This window comes from Pseudomonas sp. NPDC089734, from assembly GCF_044748865.1.
In the GTDB taxonomy this organism is placed as follows: Bacteria; Pseudomonadota; Gammaproteobacteria; order Pseudomonadales; family Pseudomonadaceae; genus Aquipseudomonas.
In genome coordinates, this window is sequence record NZ_JBIVGV010000003.1 from 157,466 (window position 1) to 178,623 (window position 21,158).

The window sequence follows — 21,158 nt, forward strand, 5'->3', positions numbered from 1 at the left end:
GACGCGAGGGAGGAGTGGCCCAGGCGACTCCTCCTGTAACGTCTTGAAATGCTTCCTGAATACGGAACATTTTTTTCACATCTGCATGACCTGACGATGACAGGGCCCTGGTTACTCTGGCCTTAATCTGAAAGTCATGAGATGCCCTCCATGAGCAAGCGCATAGAGCTTGAGTTTTCACGCAAGTACGATCAAGACCACGCCCGGCAGTACCTGGAAAAGCATCAGGACGGTATATGGCGCAAGTTATCTCATTATCGGGATGAGCAACTGGCCAGAAAGGCCCTGAATCTTGCGGGTGACCCCGGCCTGGTACTTGACCTGCCTTGTGGTGCCGGGCGTTTCTGGCCTTTGCTTGCGGAAAAGTCCAATCGTTCGATCATCGGTGCCGACAATTCTGCGGACATGTTGAGGACTGCCTGCGAAGCGCAACCCGAGCATGTGGTGAAAAGGGTACAACCTTTGCAGACATCTGCTTTCGCCATCAACCTGCCCGATAACGCGGTCGACAGCATCTTTTGCATGCGGTTGCTGCACCATGTTGGGCAGGCCGAACACCGAATGTCTCTATTGCGGGAGTTTCATCGCGTCACTCGTGACAGCGTCATCGTTTCGCTCTGGGTCGATGGCAACTTCAAGGCCTGGAAGCGCAAGCGTCTTGAACAGTACCGACAGCAGAGAAATGGGGCGGAAAGTTACCAGAATCGTTTTGTGTTACCTGTTACCACTGTTGAAGCCGAGTTTGAAAACGCAGGTTTCCGGGTTCAGGAGCGTATGGATTTCTTGCCGTTCTACGCCATGTGGCGAGTCTATTTACTGCGTAAAGGATAAACCCGATGAGTGTTCAGGCTTTAGGCAAACCAGTACGGATTTCCAAGGAGAGTCGTTTCAGTCATTTCTGGAGCCAGCGTGGGGAATGGGTGGAAGAGCCTAATTGCCGTCGTGGGGGGGAAAGTGGTGTTCAGCGCTTATACAGCGCTGAAGGGGCAATGCTTTATAGCAAACGCCAGACAGGGCATATCTACCGCAGTTGGCTGTACCCGTTTGGTCGCCCGACGGTGCTGCGTGAGTTCGATGCCATTGAGGCGCTCCGGCAGGTTGGCGTAGGCGTGCCTGAAGTCGTGTTCTGTGGTGCAGAGCGAGATGCCAACCGTGAATGGCAAGCCTTGCTGGTGACCAAGGCACTGGACGGATTCGAGGATCTGAATCAGTGGTATGCCAAGGGGGGCCGTGAGCGTCACGGTGAACTGGCCCATGAACTGCTGCTCCAGGAAATCGGTGCCACTCTGGCTCGCATGCACCTGGCTCGCTGGCAGCACAGCTGCCTGTATGGCAAACATATCTTTGTGCGTATATCGGGCGAAGGGGCGCAGGCGCGTGTGGATGTGGCGCTGCTCGACCTTGAAAAGGCCCGGCGCCGCTGGACGGCCTATGGTGCCGCTCAACACGACATGAAACAGCTTCGACGCCATTCGTCATTTGAGTCAGCAGACTGGCAAAAGCTGGTCTACTTTTACCAGGCAGTGTTTGGCAGCACTATCAAAGGTTTAGAGTGATGAAGCTTGAAATGGCTAGAGGTTTGTTCGTCGTCGGGGCCTTGGCAACAGCAACGGTTGCCATGGCTGCCTGGGAACAACCCTCGACAAAGATACTCAGTGCTCAGAAAGGTGAGGGGCATTGCCCTTTGCCGCGCGTTGCAAAAAGCACCGAAGCAATGAGGCCCGATCATGACTTATTGCTGTTGATGTTCAGTCTGGTTCAGGGAGCCGGGCCGAAAGGCTGAAAGGATCTTCAACCTCACAAAGCCCCTTGATGGGGCTTTCTAGTTTTCCGGATACGCAATCCTTGCATCGACCGGTTTGTCCCGTGCAGTCAGCAACGTGTACACACAAGGCAGTACGAACAGGGTAAACAGCGTTCCCACCGACATGCCTGTCGCAATCACTATCCCGATGTCGAATCGACTGACGGCTCCGGCCCCCGTCGCCAGGATCAGTGGCAGCATGCCAAATACCATGGCTGCCGTCGTCATCAGGACCGGACGCAGACGAATCGCGGCCGCTTCTTCCACGGCCTCCCGTGCCGACAGCCCTTTATCATGGCGCAGTTGATTGGCGAACTCGACGATCAGGATGCCGTGCTTGCTGATCAGGCCGATCAGTGTCACCAGGCCGACCTGTGTATAGATATTCATGCTTGAAAGCCCGAGGAACAGCGGAATCAAGGCGCCACAGATCGACAGGGGCACCGTGACCAGAATCACCAGCGGGTCGCGGAAACTCTCGAACTGCGCTGCCAGTACCAGAAAGATGATCGCCAGCGCCAAGGCAAAGGTTATCCACAGGGCACTGCCTTCCTGAATGAATTGTCGAGAGGCACCAGCGTAATCGTAAGCAAATCCGGCAGGGGCTTCTTCACTGGCAATCTGGCGAACGGTCTCGATCGCTTCACCCATGCTGACGATCGGGAATCCCTGGATGATCGCCGAGTTGAGTTGCTGAAACTGATTAAGCTGACGGGGCCTGGCCCGGTCGCTGACGGTGATCAGCGTGGACAGCGCCAGAAGCTGGCCTTCGCTGTTCCTCACGTAATAGTTGTTCAGCCAGCCCGGATTATCCCGATAAGGCCGTTCGACCTGAGCAATGACCTTATAGCTGCGGCCTTCAAGGGTGAAACGGTTGATTTCCGCTTCGCCCAGCAAGGTCGCCAGCGTGCCGCCCAGATCCTGCATGGACACGCCCATCTGAGCGGCCTTGGCCCGGTCGATATCGATCACGACTTCCGGCTTGTCGAAGGCCAGATCGATATCCATGAAAGCAAACTTGCCGGACTCCACGGCCCGTTTCCTGATCCGCTCGGCCACCTCAAGCAGCGCGGCGTAATCGTTGGGCGTATTGATGACGAACTGGAACGGCAACCCTTCACCAGTACCGGGCAGCGATGGCAGGTTGAAGCCGAAGATCTGCAGGCCCGGGATCTGCGCCAGCCGGGCCTGAACGTCCGGCAGGATTTCCATCTGGGTACGGTTGCGTTCGTCCCACGGCTTGAGCAGGAAGCCGCCGACGCCGGTCTGTACGCCATTGAAGCCGTTGATCTGGAACGAGGAGTAATACTCTGGAAACTCCCGGAATATCTGCACGAACTCATCGGTGTAGGCGTTGATGTAATCCAGGTTGGTGGGCTGCGGAGAGGTCGACATCATGAAAATGATGCCCTGATCTTCGTCCGGGGCCAGGTTCGATTGCGTGAACTTGAGCAACACAGGAATCAGACACAGCACGATCAAGGCGAATACCAGCACGACCGGGCGGGTATCGAGCGTGCCGTGCAGGATGCGCTGGTAGCGTACTTTCAGGTGCCCGAAGAGTGTGTCGAGCTTGTGGGCCAGGCCCGTGGCATTTTTATCCTGACGCAGCAGCAGGGCACACATCATCGGAGACAGCGTCAGGGCGACGACTCCGGAAATGATCACCGCACCGGCCAGCGTCAAGGCGAACTCCTTGAACAGTGCGCCTGTCAGGCCTTCCAGAAAACCGATGGGGGCATACACCGCCGCCAGGGTGATGGTCATCGACACCACGGGCATGGCGATTTCCCGAGCCCCTTCAATCGCGGCCTCGAACGGGCTTTTGCCTTCCTCGATATGCCGGTGGATGTTTTCCACCACGACAATCGCATCGTCCACCACCAACCCGATGGCCAGCACCATGGCCAGCAGCGTGAGCAGGTTGATCGAATACCCCATCAACTGCATGAAGAACAGGACACCGATCATCGACAGAGGAATGGTGATGACCGGGATCAGCACCGAACGCAGCGCTCCCAGGAAAAGAAAGACCACTACGATGACGATCAGCACCGCTTCGATCAGGGTTTTCACGACCTCATTGATCGAGGCCTGGATGAACAGCGTGGCGTCATAGGCGATGGAAACCTTCAGGCCGGGCGGCAGCTGGCTTTCCAGCTCCGGCATGATGCGCCGGACTTCCTTGATGACATCCAGCGGGTTGGAACTGGGGGTGCCCTTGATGCCGATGTAGACCGAAGGGATTCCATCGAACGAGCTGACGGCGTTGTAACTCTCCGCGCCCATTTCCACCCGTGCCACGTCTCCCAGCAACACTCGACGGTCACCCTCGGTTTTCAGCGGAATCGCGGCAAAGGCTTCGGCGGACTTGAGTTCGGTCGTGGCGTTGATGCTGGTGACCACGTATTCGCCCTTGACCTCGCCGGCCGCCGACAGAAAGTTGTAACGGCGTACCGCATTGGTGACATCCGCTGCCGTCAGGCCAAAGCCGGCCATTCGTACCGGGTCCAGCCACAGGCGCATGGCGAACACCTGATTGCCGAGGATTTCCGCTTCGGCCATCCCCGGTAACGTGGCCAGCTTGGGCTGGATGACCCGAGACAGGTAATCGGTGATCTGCGGGTTGCTCAGCCCGGAGCTGTAGAAGCTGATATACATCAGCGCCGAAGCGTTGGCGGCTTCCTTGCTCAGCACCGGGTCTTCGGCATCCTGTGGCAGCTTGTTCTTGACCTCGTTGGCCTTGGCCAGCAGCTCTGTGAACAGGCGGTCGCTATCGGAGCCTATTCGCGCATGGATGGTGATGACCGAGAAGTTCTGGCGGCTGACCGACGTCATGTAATCGATGCCTTCGGCACTGGCCAGGCTCTGTTGCAGCGGCTGGGTAATGTAGCCCTGAATGGTTTCGGCATTGGCGCCGGGATACGCCGTGGTCACCGTGATCAAGGCGTTTTCCATCTGCGGATACTGGCGGATGGTCAGTTTGCTGAATGCCTGGAAACCCAGCAGGACGATCAGCAGGCTGATGACGGTCGCCAGTACCGGGCGGCGAATGAACGGGTCTGTAAAGGCCATGGGAAGTTCCTCGATCAGTCAACGCGTGGCTGGCTGTCTGGATCGGCCGGCAGTGTCTTGTCAGTGCTGATGGCCACATGGGTTCCGTTGTCGAGCTTGAGCTGACCGCCACTGACGACCTGGTCGCCAGCTTTCAACCCTTGGGTGATGACGACCCGGGCATTGCGACGTTCTCCGGTTTCTACAAAGTGCCGCTCTACCGTCAGTTGTGGCTGGCCCTGGGCGTCCTTTTCCGGTTCTCCCCTGTCGTTTTTCTTCGGCGCGACGATGAACACCGAGTTGCCATAGAGGGTGTAGGTGATCGCGCTTTCGGGCACCACGATCCGGGTCGGGGCACTGGGCAGCACGACCTGCAGATTGGCGAACATGCCGGGTAGCAGAATGCTTTCAGGATTGGGCAGGGTGGCGCGGATCAGGACGTTTCTCGTGGTGTCGTCGACCTTGGGGTTGATGGCGCTGACCTTCGCTTCAAACGACCGGCCGGGGTAGGCCGCGACACTGAGACGAACGGTCTGGTCGAGGGCCAGTTTCGGCACGGCCTGTTCCGGCACATTGAAGTCGACATAGAGGCTGCTCAGGTCTTGCAGGGTAGCGATCACGGTGCCACTGGCCAGATAGTCGCCCACATCCACCTGACGAATGCCGATGGTGCCGCTGAACGGTGCAAGAATCTGTTTCTTGGCCAGAGACGCCTTGAGCTGGGCGACGCTTGCCGCCGCTTTTTTCTGCTGTGCGGCGAGCCTGTCGAAATCGCCTCGGGAAATGGCCTGATCGCCCACCAGCCTGCTGCCGCGCCCGTATTCGACCTGGGCCAGACCCAGATCGGCCTCGGCAGTGCCCAACAGACCCTTTTCCACATCGCTGTCCAGTTGCAGCAAAGGCTGACCCACCCGGACCTTTTGTCCAGACTCGAATAACACGGCTTTTACCGTACCCGCGACTTCCAGGCTCAGATCGACGCCTTGCAAGGCCTTGAGGGTGCCGATGGCGGGCAGCAGGTCTTGCCACGGTTGTTCGGTGGCGGTGGCTACGGCCACGCTGACAGGTGGTTTCGGGGCACTGAACTGCTGGATTTGTCGATAGATGGAGAGCGCCTTGTAGCCCGCCAGTAAAAGCACTACAAGCAGAACAAAGCCCAGCATGATCAGCATGCGCCGACGCACCATACTGCACTTCCTTGGAGATATTTGACCTGACAAGCAGGCTAGCTCCGCGGTTGGATATTGCAACCCGATGCCGCGTGGGAAATTTCTCTTTTTATCGCCTGTAGGAGCGGTTTCAACCGCGAATAGTGTTCGCGAATGAGCTCGCTCCTACCCCATCCTTATAGGCGGTATTTACCGGCTAACCGACCAGATGCAGGTGGTTGTCCCAAAGTCCTGCCGGCAGATCCAGAGGCCTGGCCAGCAATTCGGGCTGGCGGCAGTCGTAGAAACGGCAGCGTCCCTGACCGGAGGTCACGACAAAACCGTCGGCGACTGCACCGACACCTGCACAGTCAGGCAAGGGGGCATCGAGTTTCAGAGCGCCGCTGTCCAGGTCCCAGATGAAGAACCGGTTGCCTCGCGGAGCGGTCAGGGCTACCAGCCGCAGGTCGCTATGGACGGCAACACTGGCCGTGTAATGAGCCATCGCCCGCAGTTGTTCTTCGGCCACCGGAAAGGCCTGGAACGGTTGGCCCGGACGTTTGATGGCCAGCAGTTCGGCGGACTCGTGGGCATCGCCCATGAACTGTTGCCCGGCGACAATCGTGCCGTCGCTGGCAATGCCCATGTGACGTACGCTGTTCATCTGCTGCGAAAGCGTTTCCTTGCTCAGCAGGGTGCCGTCGCGCTGCATCAGGACCAGACTGGGTTCCATGGCATGGAGGTTCATCTCCACGCGGCTTTCGGCTTCGGTGCGGATACCGCCATTGGCGACCACCAGGGTTTCACCGTCCGGCATCCACGACACCTGATGCGGGCCGATGCCATGGGTCGGGATCTCTGCCGAATGCACCAGTCGCTCATCGACAAACCGATAAACCCCCAGCACACCACGACCGGGGTCTGTGGTGTCGTTCTCCGTGGCGTACAGCCATTCGCCGTCAGCATGAATCACGGCATGGCCGTAGAAGTGTCGGTTCGGTTTTGACGTGATGGTCTGCAACAGGCGACCGTCGCGCAGGTCGATCAGGTAGCTTTCGGTACCGGGGCGGCGGGCGATGAACACCGCCAATGGCAATGACGGATGGTTGATGATGTCATGGCAGCGCTGGGCGACCTGGGTCGCGAACACTTGCGTGCCGTCCAGTCGATAACCCACCGCGTAGTGTTTGGCATCGCCATCGTCGCGAGCAGACAGCAGCAGCGGGCTTTTGCCTTTTTGCCGAAACAGCGTCCAGCCGCCCAACGTACAGGCGCTGAGCAACAGGCTGCCGAGGGCCAGGGCCTGGCGTCGCAACATCATCACTCCTTCTCCATCAATCGCCGTCGTTGGCGTTGAAGCCCAGCTGGATACCCAACGCCTTGGCCAGTTCACCTTCATGCAGGCGGTGAACCACGTTCAGGCTGTCGTAAAACGCATTGAGTTGCTGACGGCCAGCCTCGGAGGCCAGCAAGTCCGCCAGTGGCGGCTTGAGTTCCGACAGCAGCTTGCGGCTGGCAGCGTAGGCGGCATCGATCTTGTCGGCCAGCGGTTTCTGCTCGGCGGGCAACAAACCGCGCAGCCCCTTGTTATCCACACCGGCCCAGACGGTTTCAGCGCTGATCAGGCTGGCTTCAAGGCTGCTGAGCGACGACTTGCTGCGCCAGGCATCGGCCTGGAACGGCTGCGGCAGGCCTTTGGTCTGGCGACCCAGCGGGGTGCCCAGTTTCTTTTTCAGGCTGTCCAGTGCCGTGACCTGCACGCGCAGCAGCTCGGCGATGGCTTCGTGTGAGTCGGCATAACGAGGGTTGGGAAACTTGCTCAATTGCGCGAGCATGCCGTCGTTGCTGTTCCAGCGGCTGAGGATTTCCTCGGCCAGGGCCTTCTGGCGTTCACCGATGGCGGTCAGCAGCGGGCAGTAGCGGGCTTTCTGCTCGGCGTTGGCCATATCGATGCCAGCATCGAACAGAATGTACTCATAGGCCGACAGCCCCTGTACCACGACGCTGGCCTTGGACAGTTCTTCGGCATTGATCTGTGGCTGAGCGGTGACCAGTTGCTCGACCTGACGCCCGACCAGGTTCTTCTTGTCCGGCCAGAACTGTACCTGCCAGGCACGATTGCCCTCGGCCAGCGGGCCGATCAGCAAGGGTTGCAGCTCGGCCCAGGTTTTCTGGGCTTTCAGGAAGTCGGCGCGGGCGGTTTCCAGGTCGGTCTTGCCCTGACAGAAGGCGAGTGCGCTGCTGGCCAGTTGACGGTCGGCATCGACCCAACGGCTGTAGGTCGGCAGGATCACCTGCTTGGCGATGGCGGCCGAGGTGACGGCCTGAGGGTCCGAGGGTGAGCAGGCTCCCAGAGCCAGAGCCGCAAGGCTGGTGAACAACAACTTGGGTCGGAACATGTCCGGCTCCTTATTTTTAAAGGGAAAGACTCATAACGAATTCAGAAATGCCAACAGCGCTGCACGCTGTTCGGCATCGAACGCCAAAACCTGTCGCTGGGCCGCCTGGGCTTCGCCGCCGTGCCAGAGTATCGCCTCCATCACGTTGCGGGCGCGACCATCGTGTAGCAATTGTGTGTGGCCACTGACGGCTTCGGTCAGTCCGAGCCCCCACAATGGTGGCGTACGCCATTCACGGCCAGTGGCCTGAAACTCTGTCCTGTTGTCGGCCAGGCCTTCACCCATGTCATGCAACAGCAGGTCGGTGTAAGGGCGAATCACCTGATTGGCCAGTTCGGGTTCTGCGGCATCGGCGCGGGTGGTGAATTGTGGCGTGTGGCACTGCTGACAGCCAGCCTTGAAGAACAGGTTCTTGCCTTCCAGCACCTGCGGATCGTTCACATTGCGGCGCGCCGGGACCCCGAGATTGCGGGTATAGAACTCCACGAGACGCAGAATGTTGTCGCTGACCTCGGGTTCGCCGTTCGGGCCATTGCCGTTCGGGGCCTCGAGGCAGTCGGTCTGGGACGAGGTGCAGTCATCGGCGGTTTTCAGGCTTGTCGTCAGCCCCATGTCGCCGGAGAACGCATGAACGTTCTGCTGGTTGAGCGTGGGTTGCCCGGCCTTCCAGCCGAACCGTCCCATGACGACCTTCTGCCGTGCATCGTCCCAGACCCAGTTGGCACGCCCCGAGATACCGTCGCCATTCTTGTCGTCAGGGTCGGCATTGGCCAGGAGCGCCGCTTCGGGAATGGCTTCGAGCAGGCCCAGGCCAATCATGGGCGGTGCGATGCGCGCCGAAGCATGGGTGTCGGGGTGCATCGGGCCGTAACCCAGTTGCGTGATGCGCAAGGTCGGCTGGCGCAACTCGACCGTCATACCGTCGCGGAAGCGGAGGGTCAGGGGATCGTACTCGACCCGCACCTTGCCTTCCGGCGCGACGCCGGGAATCGACATGTCCTGCAATTGCCCGCCATAGGTCGGTTCGGGCACGACACCATTGCGCTGGATGACTTCTGCGTACGCCGGGTTGTCCGGGATCGAGAGCCTGACCAGCATGGACACGGCATTGCTGTCGCCCGGCTCTGGCGGATGGCCACGGCCGTCCTTGATGTGGCAGTTCTGACAGGCATTGGTATTGAACAACGGCCCGAGTCCGTCACGGGCCGTGGTGGTCGACGGCGCGATGACCCAGGGATTGCGGAAGAAACTGTTGCCGACACTGAAGTCCAGCCTGCGCACCGGTGACAGATTGGCGGACGGCAGCGAGAAGGCGTTCTGATCGCTTTTCTGCACCGTGGTACTGCCACCGGACAAAGCCTCGCCCGGCTCTGCCTGGGTGAAACGCGGGGCGTCATCGCACGCGATCAGGGCCAGAGTCGAAAGCAATACAAGGGAAAGGCGCAGCGGCATACTCATCCAAATTCTGCAAAGAGCCGAAAATCAGGGCCAGCAAGCTTATCAGCCTCCTGCGCTTTGAATAAGAGGAGTTATCGTTTGCTTGTCCTGAGGCAATGTATTGTTACGAATTCATGAGGGCAGGGCGTTGTGCCCGTATCAGGAGGAGACGCCTTGGCGAAAGGAGTCAATCAGTTCACGAAGACCGGGCGGCATCTGTCGACGTCCCGGGTAATAGAGATGAAACGCGGGTTCGATGGGCGCCCAGTCGGGCAGGACGATTTGCAGTTCGCCCCGATCCAGATAGGGACGGGCCCGTTCTTCAAGGCAGTAAGTGATGCCTCTGTCTGCCAGCGCCATTTCTATTCCGAACGTTGTTTCGTTCACACAGAGCTGCCCGGGGACATCGATCGAACGATGCTCACCGTCCTTTGCAAAATCCCAGCGATAGATGACGCCGTTGCCCGTACGGATCCGGATGCAATTCTGGTTCTTCAAGTCCTCGGGAATCAGGATCCGGGGGCTGGCATTCAGGTATTTCGGCGACGCGACCGCGACCCAGCGCAAGGCTTCGCTGATCCGCACGGCGATGTAGTCCTCGGGGATGGTATCGCCAAACCGGATCCCGGCATCGAAGCCCGCGGACACGATGTCCACCATCCGGTCATCCACCGCGACCTCCACCGAGACTTCCGGGTAGGTTTCCAGAAAACGCGGGAGATACCGTGTAAACAGCAGCCGCGCGCCATCGCTCAATACATTCAGGCGCAGCTTGCCGGAGGGGCGGTCGCGATGCTGATCGAGTGCCGCCAGTGCCCCGCTGATTTCAGTGAACCCCACTGTCAGACGTTTCGCCAACACGGCTCCGGCATCTGTGGGGGATACGGTCCGGCTGGTGCGATTCAGGAGCCGCACGCCGAGACGGGCCTCCAGGTTGCGGATCGAATGGCTCAGGGCCGAGGTGGTGATTCCCAGCTCGATAGCCGCCTGGGTGAAGCTTCGGACCCGCTCCACGGCAAGAAATGAATTCAGGTCGGCCAGGTCTGCACGAGACAGTCGCGTGGTAGGCAGTACGGGCATTTCGAGTCCTGATGTTGAGTTTTTTTCAATGGTGGGTTCAATGGGGCTAATCAATGTCGCCGGTCTGGCAATGTACCATTAGTTGAATTCAACCATTACCTCACCTTTCTTTCCGGGCAGTGTCTTGTGTTCCACGTCTACCTCACGCTTGCATACCTCTATGTGCTTTGGCGCTTCATTGTTCCGCTGCCCGTTTCCACGGGGTGTCGCACGGTGCTGGCGATTACGCTGCTGGTGATCTCCAAGTATCACCTGATTCTGATACTGGTCTACGGCACGATGTTTTCCCCCGAGTTTCCACGAGCGGGCGTTCTGGTGGCCGGGTGGCTGTTCTGTGCATTTGTCCTGATTCTGGTCTTCACGCTCTTGAGCGATGGGGGCGCCGGGCTTCTGGCTCTGTATCGCAGGAGGCGCTTGAGTGCCTTGGCCCGTGGGCGTGTTCGTTCGGCCATTGCCGTTGTGGCGCTTGGGCTGTCGGCGCTGGGTGTCTATCAGGCCGTTCAGGTTCCTGAGGTCCGGCGCCTGGAACTGACGATAAAGGGGTTGCCCTCCGCGCTGGATGGCATGCGTATCGTTCAATTGACGGACCTGCATATCAGTCGCCTTTTTCAGGAGGATTGGGTCCGTCAGGTCGTGGCGCGCAGCAATGCGCTGGAGCCCGATCTGGTGTTGATCACAGGCGATCTCATCGATGGAACCGTCGAAGCCCGTCGACAGGACGTTGCGCCCTTGAGTGCATTGAAGGCATCCCGGGGCGTCATCGCTGTTCCGGGAAACCATGAGTATTACTTTGACGGTCCGCGCTGGATGGCGGTGTTCCGGCAGCTTGGCATGCAGGTTCTGGTCAATGGGCACACCGTGCTGGGCGAGGGGCAGAAGGCTCTGGTCGTGGCAGGCGTGACCGATGAAGCTGCGCCGGCTTTCGGCCTTGAAGGGCCGAATCTGTCTCAGGCTCTTCAAGGCGTTCCGGCAGAAGCCCCCATCATTCTTCTCAAGCATCGTCCCGTGGGAGCCGATCAGGCCGCGGCGGCGGGCGTGAGCCTGCAACTCTCCGGTCACACCCATGGCGGAATGGTCAAAGGCCTGGACCTGATTGCTCGCCAGGCAAATCAAGGCTTCGTTTCCGGGCGCTACAACATTGCAGGCATGACGTTGTATCTCAGCAATGGCACCGGATTGTGGAACGGTTTTCCGATACGGCTCGGCGTTCCTGCCGAGATTACAGAGATTGTTCTACGGAGCCATTCACCCGATGAACATTCAGCGAGAGGAGTTTCTCCATGAACCATCCGGCCATTCGTGAAGGCGCCGTTGCCGTTGTCACCGGAGCAGCGCTAGGTATCGGGTATGCCATTGCCCGGCGGGTTGCAAGGGAAGGCATGAACGTCGTTCTGTTCGACAAGGACGCGGAGGCACTGGATCTGGCAGTCAGAGCACTGCGCAGGGACATGCCGGACGCCAGGCTGTTGGCAATCAAGGGAGATGTCACGTGCGAAGACGATCTTCATCGCCTCCATGAACAGTCATGTGAGTTCGGTGAGGTTTCCCTGCTGGTGAACAATGCCGCCATTCTCAAGGGCGCTGGCCCCTGGGAAGACATGGCCGGGTGGCGTGCGCTGATGGAAGTCAATTTCTGGAGCCTGCTTCGGTTGCAGCAAATGTTTGTCGAGACATGGCTTGCGCATGAAGGACGCGCTGCCATCGTCAACGTCGGCTCGAAGGAGGGCATCACGACCCGTCCGGGCAATGCGGCCTATTCAGTTTCAAAGGCCGCCATCAAAGTGCTGACCGAGCAGTTGGCGCACGAGTTGAGGGAGCGGGTTGGCGCGCGAATCTCCGCTCATCTGCTGATACCCGGCTACACCTTCACACCCATGAACTTCCCCGACATGACCGCCGACACGCCCAAGCCGGATAGCCCCTGGACGGCCGATCAGGTTGCAGAACGCCTGATCGAAAAAATGGGCGAAGGCGATTTCTATCTCTTCTGCGAAGACAACGAAGCGAGCTGGGAACTGGATCAGCGCCGGATGCAGTGGGCGGCGGATGACCTCATCCAGAAGCGTCCGGCACTCTCACGCTGGCACAAGGATTATGCCGACGCGTTCGCTGCCAGCATCGCAGACCTCTGAAACCGCTGATCAGCCGGTTTCTTTCCCCTTTCATTGACTCAGGCCCTGCTTCAGAGGGGCCTGCACGGGAGCGTGCGACCCCATGACGAGCCAGACCGATATCGATACACAACCTTCCTCCAGCTCATCGCCTGCCATCTCCGTGCCCCATGGCGTCGGTGTCGCCATTGCCATGCTGGGACTGGGCGGCCTCTTCGTCGGGACGGGAGAGTTTGCCTCGATGAGCCTTCTGCCATCGCTGGCTTCTGATACGAATGTCTCCATACCGGTTGCCGGTGGCTATATTACGGCCTATGCGCTGGGCGTTGTCGTCGGGGCGCCGCTCATTGCCATTCTGGCGGCACGCTGGCCCCGTAAAGCGCTGTTGATTGCGTTGCTTGCCCTGTTTGCGGTCGGCTATGGCTTGAGCGCTGTGGCCTGGAACCACGCCACACTGTTGGGAGCCCGCTTTCTGGCAGGTTTGCCACACGGTGCGTATTACGGCGTGGCGTGTCTGGTGGCGGCAGCCATGGTGGCTGAAAACCGCAAGGCACAAGCTGCCGGGTATGTCATGGCTGGCCTGGCGGCTGCCAACGTGATCGGTGTTCCTGCCGCGACCTGGATAGGGCAGGCGTTCGGTTGGCGGGGCGCTTTCGCGGCGTTGGCGGCGGGTGGAGGGCTGACGATCCTGCTGTTCTGGGTGTTCATTCCTGCCATCCCCCGAGATGAGTCCGTGAGCGCAAGGTCTGAACTGGGCGGGCTGAAAAGACCGCAGCTCTGGTTGACCCTTGCTACGGCCTCCATCGGATTTGGTGGAATGTTCTCCGTCTATAGCTACATCACACCGACGCTCACCGAGGTGACAGGCTTATCGTCGGGTCAGGTGCCCATGGTCCTGGCGTTATGGGGAACAGGAATGATCGTGGGCAATCTGGTCGGCGGCTGGTTGGCCGATCGCGCCCTGATTCCTGCCATTTTCGCGATCATGGTCTGGAATGCCTTCTTCCTTGGGCTCTTTTCCGTGTTCGCATCATCCACGGTCGTCACGCTGGTTTTACTGTTCCTGATCGGCTGCGGATTTGCACTGGTACCGGCGCTTCAGGTGCGTTTGATGGCCGTTGCCGGAAAGGCCCAGACATTGGCGGCGGCCCTCAATCACAGTGCTTTCAATATCTCCAACGCCGTGGGAGCCACTTTGGGCGGTGCCTCGATTGCTGCCGGGTTCGGCTGGGCATCCACGGGCTGGGTCGGGGCAGGGCTGGCCGTTGTCGGGGTGGCCTTTTTCCTGGTTTCCATCGGTGTCGAGAAACGGTTCACAGGCATTGGCAAAACCGCTGCCTGACTCCGGCGTCGCCATGAAAAATGCCAGTCAGCAGAACTGACTGGCATTCGATACCGCAGGCCTGAAGGCCTCAATCACATCGCGGATCAGAACTCGTGATCGGCGTTGTCCGGGTTCAGGTCGGTGATGCCCAGTTTGCCGGCGGCCTGTTCGATGGCTCCAGTCTGCTTGACCAGCGCACCAATGGCGTCACGTACCACCTGATTACCGGCTGTGTTGCCCGCGGCGATCAACTGGTCGAAGTGCTCGCCCTTGTTGGCGTGGTCGACGATCACCTGCAGCTTGGCCTGGGTGTCGTCCAGGTCGGCGCGCAGGGTGGCGTCGGTGGCCGGGTCAACCTTGGCGACCAGGGACGAGAGGCTTGGGCCGCTGACCTTGGTGCCGTCGGTGCGGGTGTACTCGCCCAGATAGACGTTACGGATACCCTTGCCGTTGTAGAAGTGCGAGTTGTGGGTGTTGTCGCTGAAGCAATCGTGCTCGTCTTCGCTGGAGTTGGCTTCCAGGGCCACTTTCATGCGCTCGCCCGCCAGTTCACCCAGGGACAGGCTGCCCATGCCGAACAGCATCTTGCGCAGGCCGTTCTCGCCGGAATCGGCTTCCAGCGTGGCGCGGTAGTTATCGGCGACACCGGCTTTCCAGTTGCCCGACATTTCTTCCAGATCGGTGACCAGCAGTTCGGTCACGGCCTTGAGGTAGGCGCGACGACGATCGTTGTGGCCACCGGTTGCACCGGCACCTTCGAGGTAGTCACTGGCTGGACGTGCGCCCGCACCAGGGCCGGTGCCGTTCAGGTCCTGGCCCCACAGCAGGAATTCGATGGCGTGGTAGCCGGTGGCAACGTTGGCCTCGGAACCGCCCAGCTCATTGAGGCTGGCGAGTTTCTCGGGCGTGATGTCCTTGACGTCGACCTTGTCTTCGCCGACCTGGATTTCAGTGTTGGCGATGATATTGGCGGTCGCGCCAGGGTTGCCCAGCGCGTGCTGGTAATCCTTGGCCACGTAGTCGATCAGGCCTTCATCCAGAGGCCAGGCGTTCACCTGACCTTCCCAGTCGTCGATGATGGTGTTGCCGAAACGGAAGACTTCGGTCTGCATGTAAGGCACGCGAGCAGCTACCCAGGCATCGCGGGCGGCCTTGAGGGTCTGGTCGTTCGGGGTGGCCAGGAAGGCATCGACAGCGGTGCGCAATGTCTTGGCACCGGCTTCGGCATCGCTGAACGCGGCGTAAACCATGTTGGCGTAGTTGGCGACCACCGCCTTGGCGGCGGCATCGTCGGTCTGGGTTGCAGCTGCCGGAGCCGGTGCGGCGGGTGCAGCGGCCGGAGTCGCGGGTGCTGGCGTCGCTGCAGGAGCAGGCGCGGCCGCCTTGTCCTTGCCTTCGCCGCAACCGGCGAGGGAGATAGCGATGGCCAGCAGACTAGCTGTTGCCAGAGGCATACGAATCATGACGGAATCCTGCGTCTAGAGAAGTGATGGCGCCGGGCGCCCAGAAAAACTGCGACATAATGCGAAAGATTTGCATTCGGTGTAAAGGCATAAGGCCCGTAAAGTCGTGGACGAGCATTCGACGACTTGTAACTGTCGGTTTCAAGACAGAGGGGCGATACAGGCTGTGATTGCCGTCGCGACCAGCCCCTTTTCCACACACCAGTGGCTGGTTTACAGGACTTCTGCCTGGCTGCGTTGCACCTGTTTCAGGTACGCCAGCAATTCACGGCCTGGCAGGGGTTTGCTGTAGAGGTAACCCTGACCTTCGTGACAGCCTTCGGAAATGATATAGGCCTCCTGTTCGGACGTTTCCACCCCTTCGGCAATGACCTGCATGCCCAGGCTTTTCCCCAACTGGATGATGGCACGCACGATGGTGGCGTCATCGTCGTCATCGATCAGGTCCTGCACAAAGCTCTTGTCGATCTTGATCTTGTCCAGCGGCAGGCTCTTGAGATAGCTCAGGGACGAATAACCGGTACCGAAGTCGTCGATGGCAATCAGCGCGCCGGAGCGACGCAGGCTGAGCAGGTGCTGGGCGGCGGTGTTGATGTCTTCCATCAGGCCGGTTTCGGTGACTTCCAGTTCCAGGCTGCGCGGCGGCAGACGATAGATCTGCAGCAGGTTGTTCACGACACGGGGCAATTCCGAGTGGTGTAACTGCACGGTGGACAGGTTGACTGCCATGCGCAGGTCGGTAAAGCCCTGGTCGTGCCATTCGCGCAACTGACGGCAGGCCTGATCGAGCACCCACTCGCCAATCGCAATGATGCTGCCGTTCTGCTCGGCCAGAGGAATGAAGACATCCGGCGGAACTAGGCCATGCTCCGGGTGCTGCCAGCGGATCAGGGCTTCCACGCCCATGACCCGGTGATCGCGATAGCTGATCTGAGGCTGGTAGACCAGATAAAGCTGGTTGCGAGGCAAGGCTTCGCGCAGGTCTTTTTCCAGCTCGCGACGACGGCGCATTTCGCTGTCGACACTGGCGATATAGAACTGGTAACGGTTGCGCGAACGGCTCTTGGCCAGGGTCATGGTCTGTTCGGCTTTCTGCAGCAGCTTCTCGGTGCTGTCGCCGTCTTCGGGAAACAGGGTGATGCCGATGGTCGCCCGCAGACGGATTTCCTGCTGGTCCAGTGCGAAGGGGGCTTCAAGGTCATCCAGAATATTCTGCGCCAGCTCCGCCGCTTCGTAAGGCTGCTCGATGTCGGCCTGGACCAGTGCGAACTGGTCGCCGCCCAGACGTGCCAGTGCTCCGAGCCGACCACTGTGGGCGCGCAGGCGATCCGCCAGAGCCAGCAGCAACTGGTCGCCCGCCTGATAGCTGAACTGTTCGTTGATGCCTTTGAAGTCGTCCAGACCGACACACAGCACCGCAGCCCGGCGTTGCAGGCGCCTGGCATCCACCAGGATCTTGTCCAGTTGGGTTTGCAGCTGCAGCCGGTTGGGCAGGCCGGTCAGGAAGTCGTACTGAGCCATGCGTTGCAGGCTGTTTTCGGCTTCGTGCCGCAGGTGGGTATTGCGTTCGATGGAGGCCAGCAACTGATTGGCCGTATTGACCCAGATGCCCAGTTCGTTTTTTTCGTGGCCCTTGAGCAGGGGGATCTGATGTTCGCTGGGGCGATCGGGGTTGATGCTGGTCAGGTGCTCGATGATTCTGGACAGCGGCTTGGTCAGCAGCCAGTGATAGACCAGATACAGCACCAGCCCCATGGCCAGCGCGCGCAGCACCCCGGCGATGAAAATGATGACCGCATTGATGATGAAGCTTTCACCGTAATTGGCGGTGTCCAGAGTGATGCGCAGATCACCGTAATACTCGCTGTAAGGGCTGCGGCCGACCAGTTGTGTCGTAAAGGTGCGCTCCTGGCCAAGGATGATGTCCGTCAGCCAGCGAGTCGAGGAAGCTTTCAGGGGGCGGTCTTTTTCCGCCAGCAATGTTTCGTTCGGATGCCCGATGGACGCCATGCGAACGGCGTCGTCCTGGAACAGCCCCTCGATGACCTGCATGCCCATTTCCCGATCGAGGCTGTAGACCGCCTGGGTCGAAGGATCGCGGAACATATCCAGAATGCGTTCGGCATCATTGGCCACATTCTGACGCGTCTTGTAGGCATCGAAGACGATTTGCGCGCAACTCAATACAACGCCTACGAACAGCGCCGACAGCAGTACCACGCGCAGCAACTTAACCGACAAGCTGTGTTTGAGTTCCAGCTTCAAATGGTCATTCCTTAATTCGTGTCGGGAGTGTGCAGCCCTACAACCATCGAAAAACCAGCCTTACCAACCTGTGTCGAGAGCGTTTCCCGACAGATCGATTCTTGCTTCCCTTGCCCTGTCCGTCCACAACCCTGGATCCATAGGGATCTTATTATGTCGGACAAGTATGCATGGAACTTGAGCATGACTCTGTAAGATATAAGCAGTGATATTAGTCCGCTATTGCTTTCTGGCAATACTCCAGGCGCCATCGGGCGATGAAAGCGTGACCGCCCTCACTTGCTTGAAGCGAGGGCAGAGGAGGCTGCGAAGGGACTTGGGCGCCTGTCAGGCCAGCTGTTGTACGACCTCTAGAAAGGCCTGACGGAAAGCTTTCATTTCGTCTTGCGTCCCGATGCTGACGCGTACCCAGGTCGGCCAGACATCCCACTTCCTGCCAATCAGAATATTACGTCTGGCCAGCCCTTCGATGACTTTCTCGGCCGGGCGCCCCGTGTCGATCATGAAACAGTTGGCCTGGGAAGCTGTGCAAGTGAAACCATGCCCAGCAAGAAAGGCCCGCGTCTGTTCGCGCACATTGGCATTGAGTAACTTGCGCTGACGGACAAGCGCCGGGTCTTCAAGGCTGGCAATCCCCCCCATGGCCGCGGGCAGGGGGACAAAGTTGTTGCCGTCCCAGACTTCGAGCTTTTCCAGAAGCTCCGGGTGGCCTACCGCCAGACCCAGCCTGGCACCCGCCATGCCGTAGAGTTTGGAAAACGTTCTGAGGACCAGCACATCCTTGCGCTTTGTGGCCAGCGGGATGAGGCTCGGGGCATCCGAGAAATGAATGTAGGCCTCGTCGATCAGCACCACTGAGCCTTCAGGTTTGTTGAGGATGGCTTCCTCGATCCGTTGCGGTGTCGTGACGGTGCCGGTCGGGTTGTTGGGGTTGCAGATGTAGATCAGACCGGGTGTCTTGTCGACCTTGAGCATGGCCGCCAGATCGTGCTCGCCATTGGCCAGTAACGGCACTTCATGGATCGTGACCTTCTGGCTGTTCGCCGCTTCCACAGGGGCGTCATAGGACGGCGTGGCGAGGGCAAGGCTCCGGTGTTCATCGGTGAACGCGGCAATCGCATATTGCAGGGGTTCACGCGAGCCACTGTAGGCATGAACGTAATCGCTGGGGATCTGGTTCTGTCTGGCAAACAGCTCGATGAGTTTCAGTTGTGCGCCATAGTGATAGCGCCCTGTCGAGGCTGCGCCGTCCTGCATTTTTTCAAGGGCCAGGGATGACGGGCCTAAATGGCTTTCATTGAAGTTGAGATGAATCTTTTTGGTGCTGGCTGCAGGAGGATTCCGGGGAGCCGCAGCACCGATACGAGGCAGTACCATGCTGGCGGAAGCCAGGGCGGAGAGGGTAACGAAAGAACGACGGCTGACCGATGACATGGAGTAGTAATCCCTTGTTGGTTGCGAACGTCTGCACTCGTAATGGCACATTAATATAGTGCGTGGTTGAGTGGCGGGGTCTTCGTTGTGGGAAACGATAGCAAGCGAAGGATATTTACAGAGAGGTGCCGGCGCGGGGCTAAAGAGGGGCTTTCAGAAGGTGAAATGTTCTTTTGAATCAATGCCTTGATGGAGGCAATAAAAAACCCGGCAGTGCCGGGTTTTTTGCTGGAAACAGGAATCAGGCAGCGTATTGCTTGGCCACGAAGTCCCAGTTCACCAGGTTCCAGAATGCTTCGACGTATTTTGGACGCAGGTTGCGGTAGTCGATGTAGTAAGCGTGTTCCCAGACGTCGCAGGTCAGCAGTGGGGTGTCGCCGCTGGTCAGCGGGTTGCCGGCACCGATGGTGCTGGCCAGAGCCAGGGAGCCATCAGCCTTTTTCACCAGCCAGCCCCAGCCGGAACCGAAGGTGCCGATGGAGGTTTTGCTGAACTCTTCCTTGAACTTCTCGAAGGAACCGAAGGCAGCCGTGATTGCATCGGCCAGAGCGCCGGTAGGCTCGCCGCCACCGTTTGGCGACAGGCATTCCCAGTAGAACGTGTGGTTCCAGACCTGAGCGGCGTTGTTGAAGATACCGCCCGAAGAAGTCTTGATGATTTCTTCCAGAGTCTTGCCTTCGAACTCGGTACCTGGCACCAGGTTGTTCAGGTTCACGACATAGGTGTTGTGGTGCTTGTCGTGGTGATATTCCAGTGTCTCAGCGGAAATGTGCGGCACCAGAGCGTCTTTTGCATAGGGCAGCGGTGGCAATTCAAAAGCCATGGTTTATCTCCTTATCAGGTCAATTGCGGTAGTCGCAAGGCCGATCACGGGCGGCCGGATACAGCATGCACCGAGAGTTTTTACTCTTTTGCGGCGCAGACCCCGGATCATAGCACCGGCCCCGCGGCTTAACCACGCAACAACTGTGTGGGATAGAGGTTCCAGAGCCTTTGCGGTCATTGGTCACTTTATGGGCGACCGGTTTCAGGCGGCCCCGATCAACTGGGCGGCCACGCTGAACATCATGACCGCCACCATCAGGTCCAGCAGTCGCCAGGTGGCGGGACGTGCCAGCCATGGGGCCAGCCAGGCGGCGCCGACGGCCAGCACCGAAAACCACAGAAACGACGCACTGGCGGCTCCGGCGACATAGGCGCCCGGTACAGTCTGTTGAGCGCCGAGGGAGCCGATCAGCAGGACCGTGTCGAGGTAGACATGGGGGTTCAGCAAGGTGACGGCCAGTGCGCTGAGCAGCACGGCCCGGCGCGATCGCTGACCGGCGCTTTCGTTTTGCTCAAGGCTCTGGCGGGAGCAGGCGCGACGCAATGCCTGTGCGCCGTACCAGGTCAGGAACAGCACTCCGCCCCAGCGTGCGACGGCCAGCAAGGTCGGGTTCTGCGCCAGGACATTGGCCAGGCCGAAGACACCCACGGCCACCAGAATCGCATCGCAGACGATGCACAGCGTCGCCACCGAGACGTGATGTTCACGCCTCAGGCCCTGAGCCAGTACAAAAGCGTTCTGCGCGCCGATGGCCATGATCAGGCCACCCGCGACCAGCAGGCCGTTGAAATAACTTTGCCACATGACATGAGT

Annotated in this window: 17 protein-coding genes; 6 read left to right on the top strand and 11 right to left on the bottom strand. The window is 59.5% G+C overall.

The annotated features are described in order from the left end of the window. Positions 1-150: 150 nt before the first annotated feature. Genes ACIPY9_RS05500 through ACIPY9_RS05510 form a run of 3 tightly spaced genes read left to right on the top strand, consistent with a single transcriptional unit; the run spans position 151 to position 1,783 of the window. Positions 151-831, top strand: a complete 681-nt coding sequence (locus ACIPY9_RS05500; RefSeq protein ID WP_400697772.1) for a class I SAM-dependent methyltransferase — start codon at positions 151-153, stop codon at positions 829-831. Positions 832-836: 5 nt separating this feature from the next. Then, on the top strand, positions 837-1,556 hold the full coding sequence (locus ACIPY9_RS05505) for a lipopolysaccharide kinase InaA family protein (protein WP_400697774.1): 720 nt from the start codon (positions 837-839) through the stop codon (positions 1,554-1,556). Continuing rightward, positions 1,556-1,783, top strand: a complete 228-nt coding sequence (locus tag ACIPY9_RS05510; protein WP_400697776.1) for a hypothetical protein — start codon at positions 1,556-1,558, stop codon at positions 1,781-1,783. The genes ACIPY9_RS05505 and ACIPY9_RS05510 overlap by 1 nt, the downstream gene beginning before the upstream one ends. A 39-nt stretch (positions 1,784-1,822) precedes the next feature. Here ACIPY9_RS05510 and ACIPY9_RS05515 read toward each other — a convergent pair whose 3' ends face one another. The 6 genes from ACIPY9_RS05515 to ACIPY9_RS05540 form a co-directional block, all read right to left on the bottom strand. Further along, complete coding sequence (locus ACIPY9_RS05515; protein ID WP_400697779.1) at positions 1,823-4,879, bottom strand: multidrug efflux RND transporter permease subunit; 3,057 nt, start codon at positions 4,877-4,879, stop codon at positions 1,823-1,825. 14 nt (positions 4,880-4,893) lie between these two features. Then, complete coding sequence (locus ACIPY9_RS05520) at positions 4,894-6,045, bottom strand: efflux RND transporter periplasmic adaptor subunit (RefSeq protein WP_400697781.1); 1,152 nt, start codon at positions 6,043-6,045, stop codon at positions 4,894-4,896. A gap of 178 nt (positions 6,046-6,223) precedes the next feature. Continuing rightward, entirely contained in the window at positions 6,224-7,324 is a 1,101-nt protein-coding gene (locus tag ACIPY9_RS05525) for a DUF1513 domain-containing protein (RefSeq protein WP_400697782.1), read from the bottom strand. 16 nt (positions 7,325-7,340) lie between these two features. Further along, positions 7,341-8,405, bottom strand: coding sequence for an imelysin family protein (locus tag ACIPY9_RS05530; protein WP_400697785.1), 1,065 nt, complete (start codon positions 8,403-8,405; stop codon positions 7,341-7,343). Positions 8,406-8,435: 30 nt separating this feature from the next. After that, positions 8,436-9,863, bottom strand: a complete 1,428-nt coding sequence (locus ACIPY9_RS05535) for a di-heme oxidoredictase family protein (RefSeq protein ID WP_400697787.1) — start codon at positions 9,861-9,863, stop codon at positions 8,436-8,438. A 138-nt stretch (positions 9,864-10,001) separates the two neighbouring features. Then, positions 10,002-10,922: a LysR family transcriptional regulator gene (locus tag ACIPY9_RS05540; RefSeq protein ID WP_400697790.1), complete on the bottom strand. Its 921-nt coding sequence runs from the start codon at positions 10,920-10,922 to the stop codon at positions 10,002-10,004. A 126-nt stretch (positions 10,923-11,048) separates the two neighbouring features. On the opposite strand from ACIPY9_RS05540, the gene ACIPY9_RS05545 reads away from it, so the two are divergent. The 3 genes from ACIPY9_RS05545 (at position 11,049) to ACIPY9_RS05555 (ending at position 14,375) form a co-directional block, all read left to right on the top strand. Next, positions 11,049-12,206, top strand: coding sequence for a metallophosphoesterase (locus tag ACIPY9_RS05545; protein WP_400697792.1), 1,158 nt, complete (start codon positions 11,049-11,051; stop codon positions 12,204-12,206). Further along, complete coding sequence (locus ACIPY9_RS05550) at positions 12,203-13,054, top strand: SDR family NAD(P)-dependent oxidoreductase (RefSeq protein WP_400697795.1); 852 nt, start codon at positions 12,203-12,205, stop codon at positions 13,052-13,054. Before ACIPY9_RS05545 ends, ACIPY9_RS05550 begins: the two co-directional genes overlap by 4 nt. A 172-nt stretch (positions 13,055-13,226) precedes the next feature. After that, entirely contained in the window at positions 13,227-14,375 is a 1,149-nt protein-coding gene (locus ACIPY9_RS05555) for an MFS transporter (protein ID WP_400698311.1), read from the top strand. Between the two features lie 86 nt (positions 14,376-14,461). On the opposite strand, the gene ACIPY9_RS05560 is transcribed toward ACIPY9_RS05555, so the two are convergent. The 5 genes from ACIPY9_RS05560 to ACIPY9_RS05580 all read right to left on the bottom strand — a co-directional run bounded on the left by ACIPY9_RS05560 (position 14,462) and on the right by ACIPY9_RS05580 (position 21,149). Further along, positions 14,462-15,820, bottom strand: a complete 1,359-nt coding sequence (locus ACIPY9_RS05560; protein ID WP_400697797.1) for an imelysin family protein — start codon at positions 15,818-15,820, stop codon at positions 14,462-14,464. Positions 15,821-16,033: 213 nt separating this feature from the next. Next, entirely contained in the window at positions 16,034-18,085 is a 2,052-nt protein-coding gene (locus ACIPY9_RS05565; RefSeq protein ID WP_400697799.1) for a putative bifunctional diguanylate cyclase/phosphodiesterase, read from the bottom strand. Between the two features lie 327 nt (positions 18,086-18,412). Next, positions 18,413-19,519, bottom strand: coding sequence for a pyridoxal phosphate-dependent aminotransferase (locus tag ACIPY9_RS05570; RefSeq protein WP_400697801.1), 1,107 nt, complete (start codon positions 19,517-19,519; stop codon positions 18,413-18,415). A 241-nt stretch (positions 19,520-19,760) separates the two neighbouring features. Then, entirely contained in the window at positions 19,761-20,342 is a 582-nt protein-coding gene (sodB, locus tag ACIPY9_RS05575; protein WP_400697803.1) for a superoxide dismutase [Fe], read from the bottom strand. A 204-nt stretch (positions 20,343-20,546) separates the two neighbouring features. Next, complete coding sequence (locus ACIPY9_RS05580) at positions 20,547-21,149, bottom strand: LysE/ArgO family amino acid transporter (protein WP_400697805.1); 603 nt, start codon at positions 21,147-21,149, stop codon at positions 20,547-20,549. Positions 21,150-21,158 lie beyond the last annotated feature (9 nt).

Excerpts from the sequence above, each read along its gene's own strand:
- ACIPY9_RS05520 (WP_400697781.1), bottom strand. The coding sequence starts at position 6,045 with ATGGTGCGTCGGCGCATGCTGATCATGCTGGGCTTTGTTCTGCTTGTA.
- ACIPY9_RS05530 (WP_400697785.1), bottom strand. The coding sequence starts at position 8,405 with ATGTTCCGACCCAAGTTGTTGTTCACCAGCCTTGCGGCTCTGGCTCTG.
- ACIPY9_RS05560 (WP_400697797.1), bottom strand. The coding sequence starts at position 15,820 with ATGATTCGTATGCCTCTGGCAACAGCTAGTCTGCTGGCCATCGCTATC.
- ACIPY9_RS05580 (WP_400697805.1), bottom strand. The coding sequence starts at position 21,149 with ATGTGGCAAAGTTATTTCAACGGCCTGCTGGTCGCGGGTGGCCTGATC.
- ACIPY9_RS05540 (WP_400697790.1), bottom strand. The coding sequence starts at position 10,922 with ATGCCCGTACTGCCTACCACGCGACTGTCTCGTGCAGACCTGGCCGAC.
- ACIPY9_RS05535 (WP_400697787.1), bottom strand. The coding sequence starts at position 9,863 with ATGAGTATGCCGCTGCGCCTTTCCCTTGTATTGCTTTCGACTCTGGCC.
- ACIPY9_RS05550 (WP_400697795.1), top strand. The coding sequence starts at position 12,203 with ATGAACCATCCGGCCATTCGTGAAGGCGCCGTTGCCGTTGTCACCGGA.
- ACIPY9_RS05500 (WP_400697772.1), top strand. The coding sequence starts at position 151 with ATGAGCAAGCGCATAGAGCTTGAGTTTTCACGCAAGTACGATCAAGAC.
- ACIPY9_RS05505 (WP_400697774.1), top strand. The coding sequence starts at position 837 with ATGAGTGTTCAGGCTTTAGGCAAACCAGTACGGATTTCCAAGGAGAGT.
- ACIPY9_RS05525 (WP_400697782.1), bottom strand. The coding sequence starts at position 7,324 with ATGTTGCGACGCCAGGCCCTGGCCCTCGGCAGCCTGTTGCTCAGCGCC.
- ACIPY9_RS05555 (WP_400698311.1), top strand. The coding sequence starts at position 13,227 with ATGCTGGGACTGGGCGGCCTCTTCGTCGGGACGGGAGAGTTTGCCTCG.
- ACIPY9_RS05515 (WP_400697779.1), bottom strand. The coding sequence starts at position 4,879 with ATGGCCTTTACAGACCCGTTCATTCGCCGCCCGGTACTGGCGACCGTC.
- sodB (WP_400697803.1), bottom strand. The coding sequence starts at position 20,342 with ATGGCTTTTGAATTGCCACCGCTGCCCTATGCAAAAGACGCTCTGGTG.
- ACIPY9_RS05510 (WP_400697776.1), top strand. The coding sequence starts at position 1,556 with ATGAAGCTTGAAATGGCTAGAGGTTTGTTCGTCGTCGGGGCCTTGGCA.
- ACIPY9_RS05570 (WP_400697801.1), bottom strand. The coding sequence starts at position 19,519 with ATGTCATCGGTCAGCCGTCGTTCTTTCGTTACCCTCTCCGCCCTGGCT.